12 protein-coding genes and 1 riboswitch are annotated in these 16,665 nt (G+C 38.3%); of the genes, 9 read left to right on the top strand and 3 right to left on the bottom strand.

The features are described from left to right. Positions 1–296: 296 nt before the first annotated feature. The 9 genes from SCSC_RS01275 to SCSC_RS01315 all read left to right on the top strand — a co-directional run bounded on the left by SCSC_RS01275 (position 297) and on the right by SCSC_RS01315 (position 13,588). Positions 297–1,130, top strand: coding sequence for a Cof-type HAD-IIB family hydrolase (locus tag SCSC_RS01275; protein ID WP_006269818.1), 834 nt, complete (start codon positions 297–299; stop codon positions 1,128–1,130). Beyond that, positions 1,127–1,759, top strand: coding sequence for an SGNH/GDSL hydrolase family protein (locus SCSC_RS01280; RefSeq protein ID WP_006269804.1), 633 nt, complete (start codon positions 1,127–1,129; stop codon positions 1,757–1,759). The genes SCSC_RS01275 and SCSC_RS01280 overlap by 4 nt, the downstream gene beginning before the upstream one ends. A 146-nt stretch (positions 1,760–1,905) precedes the next feature. Beyond that, entirely contained in the window at positions 1,906–2,778 is an 873-nt protein-coding gene (locus SCSC_RS01285) for a helix-turn-helix domain-containing protein (RefSeq protein WP_006269805.1), read from the top strand. Positions 2,779–3,181: 403 nt separating this feature from the next. Beyond that, positions 3,182–3,721, top strand: coding sequence for an SH3 domain-containing protein (locus tag SCSC_RS01290; protein ID WP_006269817.1), 540 nt, complete (start codon positions 3,182–3,184; stop codon positions 3,719–3,721). 141 nt (positions 3,722–3,862) lie between these two features. After that, positions 3,863–4,513 carry a DUF6287 domain-containing protein gene (locus SCSC_RS01295; RefSeq protein WP_006269814.1) on the top strand — a complete coding sequence of 217 codons (651 nt, stop codon included), beginning with the start codon at positions 3,863–3,865 and terminating at the stop codon, positions 4,511–4,513. 34 nt (positions 4,514–4,547) lie between these two features. After that, complete coding sequence (gene ldcB, locus SCSC_RS01300) at positions 4,548–8,165, top strand: LD-carboxypeptidase LdcB/DacB (protein ID WP_022524645.1); 3,618 nt, start codon at positions 4,548–4,550, stop codon at positions 8,163–8,165. A gap of 256 nt (positions 8,166–8,421) precedes the next feature. Beyond that, entirely contained in the window at positions 8,422–10,227 is a 1,806-nt protein-coding gene (gene spxB, locus SCSC_RS01305) for a pyruvate oxidase (protein WP_006269787.1), read from the top strand. Positions 10,228–10,485: 258 nt separating this feature from the next. Continuing rightward, entirely contained in the window at positions 10,486–11,622 is a 1,137-nt protein-coding gene (gene lctO, locus SCSC_RS01310; RefSeq protein WP_037565752.1) for an L-lactate oxidase, read from the top strand. Between the two features lie 358 nt (positions 11,623–11,980). Continuing rightward, the gene (locus SCSC_RS01315) at positions 11,981–13,588 is read left to right on the top strand and encodes a glycoside hydrolase family 13 protein (RefSeq protein ID WP_006269801.1); all 1,608 of its coding nucleotides are present in this window, start codon (positions 11,981–11,983) and stop codon (positions 13,586–13,588) included. 68 nt (positions 13,589–13,656) lie between these two features. Here SCSC_RS01315 and SCSC_RS01320 read toward each other — a convergent pair whose 3' ends face one another. Genes SCSC_RS01320 through SCSC_RS01330 form a run of 3 tightly spaced genes read right to left on the bottom strand, consistent with a single transcriptional unit; the run spans position 13,657 to position 16,203 of the window. Next, positions 13,657–14,310, bottom strand: a complete 654-nt coding sequence (locus tag SCSC_RS01320) for an energy-coupling factor transporter transmembrane component T (RefSeq protein WP_006269792.1) — start codon at positions 14,308–14,310, stop codon at positions 13,657–13,659. Next, entirely contained in the window at positions 14,307–15,641 is a 1,335-nt protein-coding gene (locus tag SCSC_RS01325) for an ATP-binding cassette domain-containing protein (protein ID WP_006269797.1), read from the bottom strand. Before SCSC_RS01325 ends, SCSC_RS01320 begins: the two co-directional genes overlap by 4 nt. 1 nt (position 15,642) lies before the next feature. Then, the gene (locus SCSC_RS01330) at positions 15,643–16,203 is read right to left on the bottom strand and encodes an ECF transporter S component (RefSeq protein WP_006269793.1); all 561 of its coding nucleotides are present in this window, start codon (positions 16,201–16,203) and stop codon (positions 15,643–15,645) included. 82 nt (positions 16,204–16,285) lie between these two features. Then, a riboswitch (TPP riboswitch) is annotated at positions 16,286–16,373 on the bottom strand. Between the last annotated feature and the right edge of the window lie 292 nt (positions 16,374–16,665).

The raw sequence follows: 16,665 nt of genomic DNA on the forward strand, positions 1-16,665 counted from the left end.
ATAGTTAATTTAGAGAAAAGAATATAGTTTTAAACTATAACTAAAAAGACCAATCCTTGCTGGAATACAATTGTTTCCTCTTCAACTCTCTTTTTGGTAAAATAAAAGAAAAACTTTGTTTACTGGGATATATTTAGACGTAATATAATCCTTTTGAAATAAGATGTAAATGTAGCCAATAATGTTTTGCATTATCCAAGCGGAATTATAGAAATGGCGAAAGGATAGTCGAACATTATGAAATAAATGGATGACGAGATTTGAATTTGAAATGAATGATTGTTAGAGGTGATAACATGACAATTAAGATGATTGTGACCGATATGGACGGAACGCTCTTAGATGAAAAAGGGGAATTCGATCGAGGTCGGTTGAAAAATATATTGGATGAGCTGGACAAGCGGGAGATTCGGTTTGTGGTGGCAACGGGCAATGAAATTCACCGAATGCGCTTGTTATTTGGTGATTTGCTGGAGCGCTTGACCTTGATTGCCGCAAATGGAGCGCGGATTTTTGATAAAAATGAGGTACTGCTGGGCACATGTTGGTCTCCGGACTTGGTGGCACAGGTTTTGTCTTATTTTGAAGGGAGAGAATGCGATGTACACTTAGTTGTTACAGCTGAAAATGGTGCCTTTGTCAAAACGGGGACAACTTTTCCTATGATTGAAAAAGTTATGACAGCAGAAATGGCACGAGAATTTTATCGAAAGATAAACTTTGTCGAAGCATTGCGCCCGGACGATTTTCCACAAGTCTTGAAAATGAGTATGATGGTAAACGAGCAAGTAGCAGTTCAAGCTACTCGACAGCTCAATCAGGATTTTGAAGGTACCTTAAATGCGGTCACAAGCGGTTATGGAGCGATTGATATTTTACAAAAAGGGATCCATAAAGCTTGGGGATTGAAACAACTGATGCAGAAATGGAAAATTCAAGAGCAGGACATCATGGCCTTTGGAGATAGTGAAAATGACATTGAAATGCTGCAATTAGCAGGGATTTCCTATGCTATGGAGAATGCTGATCCGAGAGTAAAAACAGTTGCCAATCACCTTGCACCAGCCAATACAGAGGCGGGCGTCCTGACAGTATTAGAGAACTATTTGATCAAAGGAGCGTGTATATGACAGTTCAATTACTAGACCAATGGCTTTTAAATGAACAAGAACAAATTAGAAAAAAATACCAAGATTTGAATTGTATATCCATCAAAGATCCCGATGTACTTTTTCTGGGAGATTCTATAGTTGAATATTTTCCATTGTACGAGCTGTTGAAGACGCCCAAAACAGTGATAAATCGTGGTATTCGAGGTTATCGGTCGGATTTGCTACTAGAGCATTTAGACTCTCTCTTATTTGGGCAGGCAGTTGATAAGATTTTTCTTCTCATCGGCACTAATGATATTGGAAAGGAAATTCCGCAGCAAGAAACGGTGAAAAATGTGGAAACTATCATCCAAACGATTGCTAGAAATTATCCTCTTGCAGAAATCTGCCTTCTGTCTGTTTTACCAGTCAATGAAAGCCCTACTTACAAAAAGCGCGTTCATCTAAGAAGCAATCGAAAAATTCAAAGTCTCAACCATGTCTATCAAGAGTTGACTTCTGCTTATATGAATGTGACTTTTGTCAATGTCTACGACAGTCTGTTAGACGAAGTAGGACAATTGGCAGAAGCATTTACCACTGATGGACTGCATTTGACCGTTGCGGGATACCAAGTGTTGGCAGGGCGAATAGCCATGCAGTTATAATTTTTGCGTCAACTATAGATTAGCAATTTTGGCCTCGTTTCAATGAAACTAATATAAAAATCACTATTGTCATATAAAATTAATTTTATATAATTTAACTCATATGATATAATGAAAAATAAATTATAAAATGTTAAGGGAGTAGTATGAGTACATTATTAGCCACAAGATTAAAAAGTAAACGATTGGAATTAGGGCTATCCCAAAAAGAATTAGCAGAAGGGGTATGTGAACAAGGTCAAATTAGTAGAATGGAAAAGGGCAAGTATATGCCTGGTTCGGATCTTTTATATTCATTATCAAAAAAAATGAATGTTACAATGAACTATTTTTTTGATGATAGTGTACTTGGCGAGACATCTAAGTTGGTACAATTTAAAGAGTTGGTAGAATCTTTTCTAGTAAAGCGTGAGTATGATTCATTAAAATATTTATACAGTTTAGAAATTGATAAATGGCATAGATTGTCACTATCAGATCAAAATTATCTTGAATGGATAGGAGCAATTGTTTCATTTCATTGTGATAATAAAAGAGAGGAGGCTATTATAAAATTAGAACAAATGCTTGTGCGATTAAATAAAGATGAGTTAATGTACCTTCGTATCTCTAATACCTTGCTTGATTTCTTTTTAGAAGAAAAAAATAATGATGAATTTGAAAAATGTTATCAAGCAATAATATCTAAACTTCAAAATATTGATTTTACTCATACAATAGAACTGAAAATTTATATTAAAATTAGATATAATTTTTGCCGATATCTTTGGAAAAGTTTTCAGATTGAGAAGGGAATAGAAGAAACGCTTGATGTTATTGAAAAATGTAATGAATACAGTTGTAGTTATTTATTAGCAGATTTATACTGTATATTAGCGAATATTAGCGAGGATTTTTCTAGCCAAAGTATTGTAAAACAATATTTTACAATTTCGCAGGTATTATATAAACTAAGCGGCAATGAAAAAATGACATTAACGCTTGAAAAGTATCTTCGTGATAATTTTCAAAAAGTGTAAGTTAAAGATAAATTATAGAAAACACGAATAATCTTATGTCCAGTTGATCATGGGGCTAATTTTATTCGTGTTTTATTTTTGAAACTGCTACATTAAAACTAGAGGAACATATCCAAATACGCTAGATGATTATAGTTATAATTAAAAAAAAAATAACTATTATTATAAAAATCTATTGAAATAGTTTATTCAAAGGTATATAATGTGTACCTAGAAAGGAGATTTAACTCTGTTAAAACCATGAAAAATGTTATCAAAATTTTGTTGTTCCTATCAGGAATATGAGAATAAGGTAATTGTTACAAATAAATTACAAACATTTCTAAAATGTGTTGAATTTTACAAAACAAAGTTATATAATGACTTTGGAATTTAAAGATTTCTGAAAAAGAAAGGAAATACAATGAAAAAATCATATAAATTAGCAAGTGTAACCATGTTGTGCTCTATGCTCTTACTTGGTGCTTGTCATAAAAAAGAAGTCAAAAGTGGGACAAATGGACATTCAGTAAAAACAACGAAAACAACAAAAAGTAGTAGCTCTAAAAAGACAAAAGCTTCTCAAAATAACAAAACGTCTACTAATAATAATAAAACAACTGATAAAGAGCAAGACAATTCGGTTACAAATGCTCAATCATCAGAGATTAGTAATTCAAATAGCCAAAATAGTGCAAGTAGTCAGCGATCTTCGACACCTTCAATTGTTCAATCTCAAGGAGGAGGTACTCAAGTGACCTCTGGAACTCTTGAACTGTACCAAGACACGCCAGTTTATGCTTCACCAGATAAATCAAGCGAAGTTGCCTATACTTATCCTAAAGGAAATGTTGATTGGGATCAGTATGTTTTTGAAAACGGTGAAAATTGGTATAGTTTTGTAGTTTCTAATGGAGCAGAGTCTAAGCGTTACTACATAGCCTATTCAGATGTAAAACATTAAAGATATTGTTAACCTTTTTTCTTGGGCAAGAAAAATATTACAAATAAATTACAAACATTTCTAAAATGTGTTGATTTTTACAAAATAAAGTTGTATAATGATTTTGGAATTTGAGGATTCCTGAAAAAGAAAGGAAATACAATGAAAAATTCATATAAATTAGTAAGTATAACTATGTTGTGCTCTTTGCTTTTACTGAGCGCTTGCCATAAAAATGAAACAAAAAGTGATTCGAATGACCATTCGACAGTAAAGACTGCACAAAGTAGTTCTAAAAAAGCAAAATCATCTAAAGCTAAGAAAAAGATGACTGCTAACGCGAGTAGTAATAAAAAAGCAGGGGACAGTACTCAATCTGCTGCTAGTGAACAGATGTCACCTGCTCAATCGTCAACTACTCAACCCTCTTCAAGTACAACTAACGCCGATAGTAATACTTCTCCTGCAGCAGAAGCAAAGTCTACAGTTGACGTAAACGCTCTTGCTAGTGGTGATTTTTCAACAATTTCAGGAACTTGGAGTAATGACTTGGGAAAAAGTATTACCATTAATCCTAATGGTCAAGCTGCTTTTGCAGGTGAGAAAAGAGAGTATGGTCTTACTTCTGAAAAAATAGTCGCAAACACATTTTGGGGAACGATTTATCCTAAAGACGCTCAAGTAGGTGGTGCTGCTTTTATTGTGGTTCCTGCTGGTGTAGCTGATCCTGTTACGGGACAGGTTTCTAATACAGACCGGATTTTGAGTGGGCAAGATGAAAATGCCAATACACATCCTTTCTACAGAAATTAAGATGATAGAAATAAATTAGAAAGTAGGATAAGTGATGAAAAAAATGTTTGATCACAAAGAACAACGTTTTTCCATTCGTAAATATTCGTGTGGTGCAGCTTCTGTTTTGATTGGGTGTGTCCTCTTTATGGGTGGTCAAGCAGTATCGGCTGATGAACAAGTTACAACAGACACTAGTATTGAAACGTCTCAAGTAAATACTGCCGCAAAAAATAATATTCAAAACACAACTGGATCAACTGCTGTGGCTCCTCAAACAGCAACAACTCAAAAAGAAACTGCTGTAACAACAACTGCGCCAACTAGTTCTTCAGCGGATAAAGCTGTTTCTGTAGCTACAGAGACGACACCTTCTCAAACAACGACTGTTGATGCAGCGACACAGACAGAAGACGAAACAACAAATTCATCTGTTGATGCAACAACAGACACAGCTGATTCTTCAACAACTGCAAAAGTTGAAAAGAGTCCTGTCGAAAAAGAAGCAAGGAAAGAAGAAATTGATGTTGCGAAATTGATGGATAAAACGCAACCAGCACAACAAGCTCGTCTTGCAGAATCCAAAGTAACGCAAAGTGTACCTTCTTTACCAAGTCAGGGCTATTACACTTATACGAAACGTACGGAAGTGAAAAATGAACCGAAAGCAAGTGCAGCATTGCAATTTTATGTAAATGCGGGGGATCGTGTTTTTTACGACCAAGTTTTGATTGCAGATGGATACCAATGGCTAAGTTACCGCTCTTATAGTGGTGTTCGTCGCTATGCGGCTATTAACAAGCTGATTCAATCTGAACCTCAACAGCCAGCAAAGCAAACACCTTCTTCAACAGGAACTTTCCCTTCTAGAGGAAGATATATTTTCTCTGGAACGACAGAGGTTAAGAATGAAGCCAAATTGTCAGCTCCGACACAATTTACTTTTAATAGAGGCGATAGCGTTAACTATGATAAAGTGCTGGAAAATGATGGTTATCAATGGATTAGCTATATTTCTTATAGTGGAATGCGTCGTTATGCAGCTGTTACAAAGTTAGCTCAGCCAGCACCTCAAAGACCAGCTCAAAGTCAAGTGACAGGTACGATTCACATTGAAAATAAGACCTCGCAAGGCTTTGATGTGGTGGTGACGAATGTCAACTCGACCAAGGGTGTGAAGACGGTGAAGTTGCCTATTTGGTCTAGCCAAGGCGGTCAAGATGACATCATCTGGTACGATGCCACTAAGCAAAATGACGGCACTTATAAATTGAGTGTGAACATTCGTCGTCATAAGAATAACTACGGTGACTATAATGTGCACATGTATTACGTTCAGTCAGACGGCAGCTTGCAAGGTGTGACGGGTACCACGACTAAGGTGGAAGAACCTAAATATAGTGTGACCGGCACGATTCACATTGAAAATAAGACTTCGCAAGGTTTTGATGTGGTAGTGACAGATGTTAGCTCCACCAAAGGCGTGAAGACAGTGAAGCTGCCTGTTTGGTCCAGTCAAGGCGGTCAAGATGACATCATCTGGTACGATGCAGCCAAGCAAATAGACGGCACCTACAAGTTGAGTGTGGATATTCGTCGCCATAAAAATAATCGAGGCGAATACAACATTCACATGTATTACGTTCAGTCAGATGGTAGCTTGCAAGGTGTAACGGGTACCACGACTAAGGTGGAAGAGCCAAAATATAGTGTGACTGGCACCATTAACATTCAAAATAAGACATCTCAAGGCTTTGATGTCCTGATTACAAATGCGTCAGACAGCAATGGAATTTCTAGAGTGAAAGTTCCTATCTGGACAGATAAGGGCGGTCAAGATGATATTATTTGGTATGATGCCGCTAAGCAAAGTGATGGAAATTATAAAGTTTCTGTCAATATTGATAAGCACAAGGGTGAACGTGGCACCTATAATATTCACCTTTACTACATTGAATCAAACGGTAAAGTAAAAGGTGTTAGCGGCACTAAGACAAGTGTAGCTGAGCCAAGTTCTGCGAGAGAAATCATTCCGTCTCAAGGAGTTTATACTTTTAAAAAAGAGGTTGAAGTCAAAAATAGTCCCGTAATGGCGGCTAAGACTGAATTTACCTTTGCAAGAGGAGAACGGATTCGCTATGATAAGGTATTAGACGCAGATCATCATCAATGGATTAGTTATGTTAGCTACAGTGGTACACGCCGTTATATCCCAATTGCAACCTTAACAAATGAAGAAACTCCTAAGCCTGTTCAGGTGACTGGCACGATTCACATTGAAAACAAGACCTCGCAAGGTTTTGATGTGGTGGTGACGAATGTCAGCTCGACCAATGGCGTGAAGACAGTGAAGTTGCCTATTTGGTCTAGCCAAGGCGGTCAAGATGATGTGATCTGGTATGATGCAGCCAAGCAAACAGACGGCACTTACAAGTTGAATGTGGACATTCGTCGTCATAAGAATAACTACGGTGACTATAATGTGCACATGTATTACGTTCAGTCAGACGGCAGCTTGCAAGGTGTGACGGGTACCACGACTAAGGTGGAAGAACCTAAATATAGTGTGACCGGCACGATTCACATTGAAAATAAGACTTCGCAAGGTTTTGATGTGGTGGTGACGAATGTCAGCTCGACCAAGGGTGTGAAGACGGTGAAGTTGCCTATTTGGTCTAGCCAAGGCGGTCAAGATGATGTAATCTGGTACGATGCCACTAAGCAAACAGACGGCACCTACAAGTTGAGTGTGGATATTCGTCGCCATAAAAATAATCGAGGCGAATACAACATTCACATGTATTACGTTCAGTCGGATGGCAGTTTACAAGGTGTAACGGGTACCACGACTAAGGTGGAAGGCCCTCAAACAGGTGCAAAAGAAGTACAATATAATGGCTCCTACTACTTTATCCAAGGTAAATATGATGAAATTGTAGTGGCAAACAAAAAGCATCCGATGGCTGCTAACTACAATCCTGGTGAAAATCCAACTGCAAAAGCTGCCTTTCTTCGATTAAGAAATGATATGATTGCTCAAGGCTATAATGTTGGTTATGCTTACAGCGGATTTAGAAGTTATGATTATCAAAAAGTTCTGTATCAAAATTATGTGAACAAAGATGGTCAAGCTGCTGCGGATCGTTACTCTGCACGTCCGGGTTATAGTGAGCACCAAACAGGTCTTGTCTTTGATTTAACGGATAAAGCGGGCAATCTTTTAGAGGACGCTGCTGCAAGTAATTGGTTGAAGAACAATGCACATCGCTACGGTTTTGTAGTCCGTTACCAACCAGGGAAAGAAGCTTCGACAGGATACATGCCAGAAGCATGGCATATTCGTTACATCGGTAAGGAAGCTGATGAAGTTTACCATTCTGGTTTGAGTTTAGAGGAATATTATGGCTTTGAAGGTGGAGATTACGCTTCATCAGTAACCCCGTCAAAACCAACGACTCCGTCTCCCCAAACACCCTCTATCCCTGCTCAAGGTGTATATCGTTTTACAAAACGCTCCTCTATCAAAGCAGAAGCTAGAATGTCAGCTCCTGAATTGGCTTATTATGATGCCGGGCAATCGGTCACTTATGATAAGGTTTTGAATGCAGATGGTGCGACATGGATTTCTTACATTGCTTTTAGCGGAAAGAGACGGTATATTGCTGTTGCTTAATTCAAACTTTACAACATCTACGGTTGGGAATCCGTAGGTGTTTTTTTATATTTGAAAAGCATTGTTTATTATGTCACAAACTTAGATAAAGCATAAAAGGAAATGCTGTTGTGTATAAGCTTTTTGATATTTTCTGAGATTGTGAAAATCTGTGAGCAAATTTTTTGTAAACGAATTCAAAAAGTATTATGATATTACCGTAACTAAAAAACAGATTTTGAAATTGCAATTCCATTCTCTGAGATGGAGGATTATTATGTCTAATGTGAAAACAGTGCCTGCTGCTGTTGCTATGCTTCGTGTATTGGAAGCATGGGATGTGGAAAATGTTTACGGTTACCCTGGTGGTTCTGTCAATTCAACTATGAATGCGCTGGATCTGGAAAAGGAAAACCTTCACTTTGTTCAAGTTCGTCACGAACAAGTTGGAGCTCTTGCAGCTGCAGCTCATGCTAAATTGACTGGAAAAATAGGCGTAACTCTTGGGTCTGCTGGTCCTGGTGCTGTCAATCTTTTAAATGGCTTGTACGATGCGCGGGAAGATCATGCTCCGGTTTTAGCTTTGGTCGGTCAAGTGCCTAGCACAAACATGAACTATGATTATTTCCAAGAGTTTTCTGAATTACCGATGTTTAGTGATGTTGCGGTTTACAACCGAGTGGTTATGACACCAGAAAGTCTCCCTTATGTTGTTGATAAAGCGATTCGTGAGGCTTATAAACATAATGGTGTAGCTGTTGTTATCATGCCAAATAACTTTGGTTATGTAGAAATTCCAGATGTAGATTATGCTTCTCATACAGCAGAAAAAAACTTACCGCTGCCCCAAGCAACGGATGCCGAAGTGGATCGATTTCTTGAACTAGTAAAAGCAGCTAAGCGTCCTATTTTTCATGTGGGTTCTGGTATCGGGAACAATGCGCAGTTATTGATAGAACTGTCTCAAAAATTGCAAATTCCGATTGCTGTCGTGGGTCTTGCAAAGGGGAAAATCCCCGAAGACTTTGAAGCGAATTTAGGCACACTTAATCGGGCTGCTTCTAAGGTTGGTGATGAAGCATTTGCAGCAGCTGATCTTGTCATTGCTATTGGGACAAACTTTCCATTTGCTAACTTAGTTTATCGTTCTCATTATTTCAAGTTTGTATCGGTGGATATTGATGTGGCTAATTTTGGTCGTCATCACTATCTAGATTTAGGAATTTTATCGGACTCTGGAAGTTTTCTCCAAAAAACTTTGGAACGTAGTGCAACCATTGCTCCGCGTCCATTTTATCAAGCTAGTGTGGCAGCCATGAAGGATTGGAAATCCTATCTGGAACGTTTAATGCAAAAAATGGATGGACCATTAGAATTTGAACAAGTCTATCGTGAGATCAATCGTATTTCAGATGCCAATGCTGTTTATGGCATTGATGTCGGGGACAACATTATCAATAGCTTCCGTTTTTTGAACTTTACACTAGAGAAGAAATGGACAATTTCAGCTCTCTTTGCTACGATGGGGTATGGCTTACCAGCTTCTATCGCAGGTCAATTTGCTTTTCCAAATCGTCAAGTTTTCAATATTGCTGGAGATGGTGCGTTTTCAATGGTCATGCAAGATTTGACGACCCAAGTCAAATATCAGTTGCCAGTTATCAATATTGTCACTTCTAATAATTCACTCAACTTTATCAAGTCTGAACAGGAAGATTTGGTCATGAACTTTTCAGGTGTGGATCTTTATGAAGTAGATTTTGCTAAAGTCGCGGAAGGAATGGGTGTAGAAGGAATAACAGTTAAAACTTTAGAAGAATTGCTAGCTGCTTTTGATCGCGCCCTTGAAGTTTCAAGAGCTGGAAAACCTATTCTGATTGATGCCAAAATCACCGATAAGCGTGGCATCCCTGTGGAAGAGTTAGAGCTAGATATTGTTGATGGCGAATTTGTCGAAAGAATCTCTGCTGGTTACCAAGAAACTCATGGACAAATGAGTCCGGAAGAATTCTTTGCAACTTATGATGGGCAAGAACTTCGTCCGATTACAGCTTATTTCAAAGAATATGGTGTCAAGCCATAACACGCTAGACCATTTATTTTAATTTTTACAATCATTATAGGTGCAAGGGTGGGAAGTGATTTCCCGCTTCTGCCCTATTACAAATTGTAAAAGTTGTTTCAATTTATCAAAATGGTATAAATTTTATACATATTGCTATTATTCTCATCTGTTAGAGAATAGGATTGAGTTTTGTCACATAAAAATGAAAGCGCTTGCTTTAAAGACTCGATTGAATTTTCTCTATGGATATGCGCATATAAGACAGGAGGAAATATGATGTCTTACCAAACTAGTAATGCTGAAGGTCCAATTGATTTCATCAACACGTATGATTTAGAACCGATGGCTCAAAAAGTCATTCCAAAAGCTGCATTTGGTTACATTGCAAGTGGAGCTGAGGATACCTTTACTTTGCGAGAAAATATTCGTGCCTTTAATCATAAGCTAATTGTACCTCACACGCTTCGCAATGTAGAGAATCCAAGTACAGAGATTGAATTTGATGGGGATAAATTGTCTTCTCCAATCATTTTAGCACCAGTAGCCGCTCATAAGTTGGCAAATGAACAGGGAGAAGTAGCTTCAGCTAAGGGAGTGCACGAATTTGGCTCTCTTTATACCACCAGCTCTTATTCCACAGTTGACCTTCCAGAAATTTCCCAAGCCCTTCAAGGAACCCCCCATTGGTTTCAATTTTATTTCAGTAAAGATGATGGTATTAACCGTCACATTATGGATCGAGTCAAAGCTGAAGGATATAAAGCAATTGTCCTGACAGCCGATGCAACTGTTGGGGGGAATCGTGAAGTGGATAAACGAAATGGCTTTGTTTTTCCAGTTGGAATGCCAATTGTGGAAGAATACCTCCCTGACGGTGCTGGTAAGACGATGGATTTTGTTTACAAATCTGCTAAGCAAAAATTATCCCCTCGTGATGTAGAATTTATTGCTGATTACTCTGGTCTTCCGGTCTATGTCAAAGGACCGCAATGCCGTGAAGATGTGGAACGCTCACTTGACGCAGGTGCTTCTGGGATCTGGGTGACAAACCACGGCGGTCGGCAAATTGATGGTGGGCCAGCAGCCTTTGATTCCTTGCAAGAAGTAGCAGAAGCAGTGGACAAACGAGTACCAATTGTCTTTGACTCTGGTGTTCGTCGTGGTCAGCATGTTTTTAAAGCGTTGGCTTCTGGAGCAGATTTAGTGGCTATCGGACGACCAGTTATTTGTGGTTTAGCGCTTGGTGGTAGTATAGGAGTTCGCCAAGTCTTTGAACACATCAATGAAGAATTGAGAACCGTCATGCAACTGTCTGGTACACAAACGATTGAAGAAATTAAACATTTCAAACTTCGTCACAATCCCTATAATCCAACATTTCCAGTAGATCCACGAGATTTGAAATTGTATTAAATTGATAAAAAACACAGTTTCCTTTCAATCAAAGGAGGCTGTATTTTTTTGCTTCACAGTAAGATTAACATCATCTAGAGCCAGCTGTTGACCAAGTCTCTTACTGATGTGTTTCACATTCAAAATAGTTTCCATAATGTGACCTTCATTTTTTCTATCGTAGAGTTTCTCCTCTCTTCAAGGATTAGTATACAAAATGTTTGTCAAATAAGTCTCAAGTAATTCTCAAATATTTCTAAAATTTACAGAGTTAAGCTTTTTACGTGTAAAAAGAAGACTAAAATATAACGCAAACGCTTGCAAAGAAGTGAAAAATTATATAGTATGGAAGGTGAAAAAGATGAAAGTGAGATGCATAATGCAAAGAAAATGGTGGCATGATGCCGTAATTTATCAGATTTATCCAAAAAGTTTTATGGATAGCAATGGAGATGGAATTGGCGATTTACAAGGAATTACAAGTAAATTGGATTACTTGAAGAAACTTGGAATTACCGCTATTTGGCTTTCTCCGGTTTATAAGAGTCCGATGGACGATAACGGTTATGATATTGCTGATTACGAAGCAATTGCAGATATTTTTGGCTCTATGGAGGATATGGAGGAACTGATTGCAGAAGGAGAGAAGCGCGATATTAAAATCATTATGGACTTGGTGGTCAATCATACTTCTGATGAGCACGCTTGGTTTGTAGAGGCGCGAGAACATCCAGATAGTCCAGAGCACAGTTATTATATCTGGCGAGACAAACCAAATGATTTAGATTCTATTTTTGGCGGCTCTGCTTGGCAATATGATAAAAAAGCTGGTCAATATTACCTACATTTCTTTAGCACAAAACAACCGGATCTTAATTGGGAAAATGAAGCTCTACGTCAAAAAATTTACAAGATGATGAATTTCTGGATTGACAAAGGAATTGGTGGCTTTCGCATGGATGTGATTGATATGATTGGCAAGATACCTGACCAGAAAATTGTCAATAATGGTCCAATGCTACATCCTTACTTGCAGGAAATGAACCGTGCGACTTTTGGGGATAAGGATTTATTGACAGTTGGTGAAACTTGGGGAGCAACTCCTGACATTGCAAAACAGTATTCAGATCCAAAGAATCATGAATTATCTATGGTTTTCCAATTCGAGCACATTGGTCTTCAACATAAGCCGAATCAACCAAAATGGGACGTAGCAGATGAATTGGACGTACCAAAATTAAAAGAAATTTTTGCCAAATGGCAAAATGAACTAGGTGTAGAGGAGGGTTGGAATTCGCTTTTTTGGAATAACCACGACCTTCCGCGCGTTGTCTCCATATGGGGAAATGATACGAAATACCGCGAAAAGTCAGCGAAAGCTTTAGCAATTCTCCTTCATCTGATGCGTGGAACTCCTTACATTTATCAAGGGGAAGAAATTGGTATGACCAATTATCCTTTCAAGAACTTAGAAGATGTTGAAGACATTGAATCTCTCAACTATGCCCGCGAAGCCCTTGATAAGGGTGTGCCGCTTGATGATATTATGGCCAGTATTCGTACGATTGGGCGGGACAATGCTCGCACGCCTATGCAGTGGAATGCCCATCAACATGCTGGTTTTTCAACTGGTCAACCTTGGCTGGCTGTCAATCCTAATTATCCAACAGTCAATGTTGAAGCAGCTTTGGAAAATCCGAATTCTATTTTCTATACTTATCAACAATTGATTCAATTGAGAAAGAGCAATGATTGGTTGGTGACAGCAGATTTTAAACTACTTGAAACGGCTGATAAGGTGTTTGCTTATTTACGAGAAACGACAACAAAGAAATATCTGGTCGTGATGAACTTCTCAAATGAAGAGCAAAGTTTTGTCTTGGAAAATACTGTAAAGGAAGTTTTGATTGCTAACACAGATGTAACTAAGATACTTCAAACCCATAAATTACAAGGCTGGGATGCTTTTTGTGTGGAAATTGAGTAGAAAGATTGGCAAGAACAAAATCATAAAAAATACTGTGAGAAATTCCACAGTATTTTTTGTGTCGAGTTCTATCTTGGGATCAAAAGAGTCAAATTGATAAGGAGGAAAATCAAGAAGCAAGTAAGACTTGCACTTTTGGGTGTTTCCAATTGTCGGTAACAACTTCGCTTGATTGTTTCATCAAATCCGTGGGCGTACATAGCTTCTACGTAAGAATCTCGCCAATTAAAAGCGATAAAAATAGCTTTGATATAAAAGAGTGGTGACCAGAAATGAAGTGTTTTTCCTCGCAGGAGACTTGCTTCTCGGACAGCTTGGATTTCTTTTTGAATGACTGGAATGGCGTTTAGTACAACGAGCAGTCCATAGGTGAAGTGACTTGGAAGCCCTTTTTGATGCCAATAGCGCAAGAGCTGATTGAGATGAACGCTATATAAAAAGGTCATTCCCAAAGCTGCTAAAGCAAAAGATCGGGTAAACAGTATCATTGCTTGACTGTTATCTCCATGAAGTTGAATAGCCCAGTAATTTGCTAGTGCTGGTAGCAAAGGTAAGAGCAGTGTCCAGAAAATGCCCCACCATTTCTTTAGGTAAATGAGGTGGGCGAGTACTCCTACGACAATAGCACAGTTGAGCCACGTTGATCTGATAAAGGAGATTTCTAATGTCAAGGCAATGAGAAGGAACACAAGTGCGAAGACATTTGTTTCTTCTTTTTTCATAGCGACCTCCTTTCTGTCAGCCCGTCGGACGTCAGCTCGACCAAATGATCACTAATGCCGTCCAAGGGCTCCAAACGATGAGAAATAATTATAAAGCTTTGTTGAGCAGCCTTGTCTTTAATCCAATTGGCAAAAAAATCACAGGATTTTTTATCTAAGCCAGTAAATGGTTCGTCCATGAGTATAACAGGGGTTTCCAAGGTCAAGGTAGCCAATAATTGAATGATTTTTTTCTGCCCACCACTTAAGTGGAAAAGACTAGAATCCATTTTTCTGTCTAAACCAAATAAAGTTAAGGCTTCTTGTACCTTTGCTTGGTTTTCATTGGAAAGAGAGGGCAGGTTTAATTCCTCTGCGGGGGTCGTCCGAATGAATTGCTTTTCAGCATCTTGAACAACAGCAGTAATATGGCGATATAACTTCTTGTTCTTCTTAATTTTTCGGCCCTGATAACGCATACTGCCTTTGTATTTTTGCAATTGCAAAATGGCACGAAAGAGAGTGGATTTGCCGACACCGTTAGCTCCGATGAGAGTCGTAATACTTTGCTGAAAAGTAAAGTCCTCAATTGTAAAAAGTATTTTTTTGTCAAATTGACAGGAAACATGTTGCAATTGTAAGAGAGGACTTCGCTGGGTATTTTTACGTACCAGTTGATAGCTTGGGTGAGCCTTTTTTAAAAGAGCTACATCTTGTTCAAAAAGTTTCCCATTTTTTAATTCAACAAGGCAGTCGACATAGTCAGCATAGAGGCTACGATCATGGTCACATAAAATAACAGTCTTCCCCATTTTTGTCAAATCTGCTAGTAAATGAATCAAGCGTTTGCGTGCTACTTGATCGACAGAAGCAAAGGGTTCATCCAACAAAATAATTTGTGAATCCATAGCTAGCAGAACGGCTAGAGAAACTTGTTGTTTTTCTCCGCCAGATAAGGTCAGAAAATTACGATGGAGCAAGTGTTCCACTTTCCCAAGAGTGACAGCGTGCTTGATTTTTTCATCAATCTGTTCAGCAGGCGTTTGGAGATTTTCCAAGGTAAAAATCAATTCCTCATAAAGGGTTGTCATGGTGAATTGACGGCTTGGATTTTGGAACATCATACTGAGGTAGGTGACTCGTTCATGAATCGGTAAATGAGACAGCAATGTATGACCTAACTTTACCTCTCCAGCGAAGTCTAGTTCGTTGAAATTCGTTAAAATCCGAAAAAAAGTTGATTTGCCAGCACCAGTATCACCAATTAAGAGTGTCATTTTCCCTGTTTCAAAGGCGAAGGTTAAATCTTTAAAGACATCTCTAAAATAAATGTGCTCTAATGTTAGTTTCATCTTATTTACCAGCAGCTTGGTTAATCTTGTCGTAAAGATTCATAATAGTTTTGACTAGAACAGCACAGAAAAAGAACACAGAAAGGAAGCGGACAACAAGCAATGCTAAGACAAAACCGGGTTTGAAAGCGTAGTAACCAATTTTGAAATATTCATAGGTAAAGCTCAAAAGGGTCGTACCAATGGCGCTGTAAGTAAGTGACAACCAATCATAGCGTTTGTATCTGGTCGCAGCAAATCCAAGCTCGCTACCAAATCCTTGTATGAAGCCAGAAATCAAAGTGCTCATGCCAAATTGGCTACCGTATAGTACTTCAGCAAGCGCAGCTAAAAGCTCACCAATCGTGGCGCTCCCTGGTTTGCGCAGTAACATAGCTGCCATCGGAGCTGCCATACACCACAGACCAAAGAGAATTTCATTGGCAAAAGGCTCGAGCCCGATAGGTGCCAGAACAGCTGATAAGATATTGTAGAGAAAGCTAGAACCGACAAAGATTCCACCGAAAAGAATAGCCAAAAGAGCTAAGAGGATAACATCTCGTAAACTCCATTTTTGAAACATAAAAAACTCCTTCTAACAGAGCAGATGAGGAGTTTTAGCGCGACAAAATGAAATCTAATCAAAAGAATGGTTAGATTTTCTAGTTTTTCATTATACATTTCCCTGCGCCAGTATTAACTGTATCAGGTTCAATGGGTATAATCTCAGCCTCAGCACCCCAAATGTTCTTTGTTGTTTTATTATGCTGTTATTTTAACATTGATTTCTTAAAATAGCAAGGGACTAGGTTTGTCAATTGTACTGTCTAGTTCTTATCATTCAATAAGAAACAATGATAGATTTACTGATATGACAAGAACGAATAGCTATTTATACTAATTGTTCTTTAGCTAAGTCGCGAGCTAATTCATCTTTAATCGTAATGCCTTCGTGTTCTAATTTTTCAATCGCCTTTGCAAATTGCAGTAAATAGCTTTTGTGAGCTAAAAACAGCTCATCCCGATAAAGGCGATCGCCATATTA

The organism is Streptococcus constellatus subsp. constellatus (genome assembly GCF_023167545.1).
GTDB lineage: Bacteria > Bacillota > Bacilli > Lactobacillales > Streptococcaceae > Streptococcus > Streptococcus constellatus.

Excerpts from the sequence above, each read along its gene's own strand:
- SCSC_RS01275 (WP_006269818.1), top strand. The coding sequence starts at position 297 with ATGACAATTAAGATGATTGTGACCGATATGGACGGAACGCTCTTAGAT.
- SCSC_RS01280 (WP_006269804.1), top strand. The coding sequence starts at position 1,127 with ATGACAGTTCAATTACTAGACCAATGGCTTTTAAATGAACAAGAACAA.
- SCSC_RS01285 (WP_006269805.1), top strand. The coding sequence starts at position 1,906 with ATGAGTACATTATTAGCCACAAGATTAAAAAGTAAACGATTGGAATTA.
- SCSC_RS01290 (WP_006269817.1), top strand. The coding sequence starts at position 3,182 with ATGAAAAAATCATATAAATTAGCAAGTGTAACCATGTTGTGCTCTATG.
- SCSC_RS01295 (WP_006269814.1), top strand. The coding sequence starts at position 3,863 with ATGAAAAATTCATATAAATTAGTAAGTATAACTATGTTGTGCTCTTTG.
- ldcB (WP_022524645.1), top strand. The coding sequence starts at position 4,548 with ATGAAAAAAATGTTTGATCACAAAGAACAACGTTTTTCCATTCGTAAA.
- spxB (WP_006269787.1), top strand. The coding sequence starts at position 8,422 with ATGTCTAATGTGAAAACAGTGCCTGCTGCTGTTGCTATGCTTCGTGTA.
- lctO (WP_037565752.1), top strand. The coding sequence starts at position 10,486 with ATGTCTTACCAAACTAGTAATGCTGAAGGTCCAATTGATTTCATCAAC.
- SCSC_RS01315 (WP_006269801.1), top strand. The coding sequence starts at position 11,981 with ATGCAAAGAAAATGGTGGCATGATGCCGTAATTTATCAGATTTATCCA.
- SCSC_RS01320 (WP_006269792.1), bottom strand. The coding sequence starts at position 14,310 with ATGAAAAAAGAAGAAACAAATGTCTTCGCACTTGTGTTCCTTCTCATT.
- SCSC_RS01325 (WP_006269797.1), bottom strand. The coding sequence starts at position 15,641 with ATGAAACTAACATTAGAGCACATTTATTTTAGAGATGTCTTTAAAGAT.
- SCSC_RS01330 (WP_006269793.1), bottom strand. The coding sequence starts at position 16,203 with ATGTTTCAAAAATGGAGTTTACGAGATGTTATCCTCTTAGCTCTTTTG.